The 458-nt window shown below is 70.3% G+C and carries 1 pseudogene; it reads left to right on the plus strand.

Features of this window, described 5'->3' with window-relative positions:
• Window positions 1–458, plus strand: a pseudogene (locus AACY49_RS30895) (hypothetical protein); the annotation flags it as partial.

Genomic DNA, 458 nt, shown 5'->3' on the forward strand with positions numbered 1-458 from the left:
TGGGGGTAAAGAACGGTACGCTCGGCACGATCGAGCGGGTCAGCCCCGAGGGCATGACCGTCCGGCTGGACGGAGGCCGGAGCGTCGCGTTCGAGGCGAAGGACTATGCCGCGGTCGATCACGGCTATGCGGCGACGTTCCACAAGGCGCAGGGCGTGACGGTCGATCGCGCGCACGTCCTCGCTACGCCGGGCATGGACCGCCACAGCGCCTATGTCGGTCTGTCGCGGCACCGCGACGGCGTGCAGCTTCATTATGGCCGCGACGACTTCGCCGATCAGCGCCAGCTCGCGCGCACGCTGTCGCGCGACCGGGGCAAGGACATGGCGGGCGACTATGCCACGCCCGAGCAGGACCAGGCGCGCGCGTTCGCCGATCGGCGCGAGATCCGGTTCCCGGAACTCGCGCGCCAGGTGGTCGAGAAGGTCCGCGACAAGGCCAGGGGCATGTTCGCCGGG

The organism is Pseudomonas sp. EL_65y_Pfl2_R96 (genome assembly GCF_963970905.1).
Lineage (GTDB): Bacteria > Pseudomonadota > Gammaproteobacteria > Pseudomonadales > Pseudomonadaceae > Aquipseudomonas.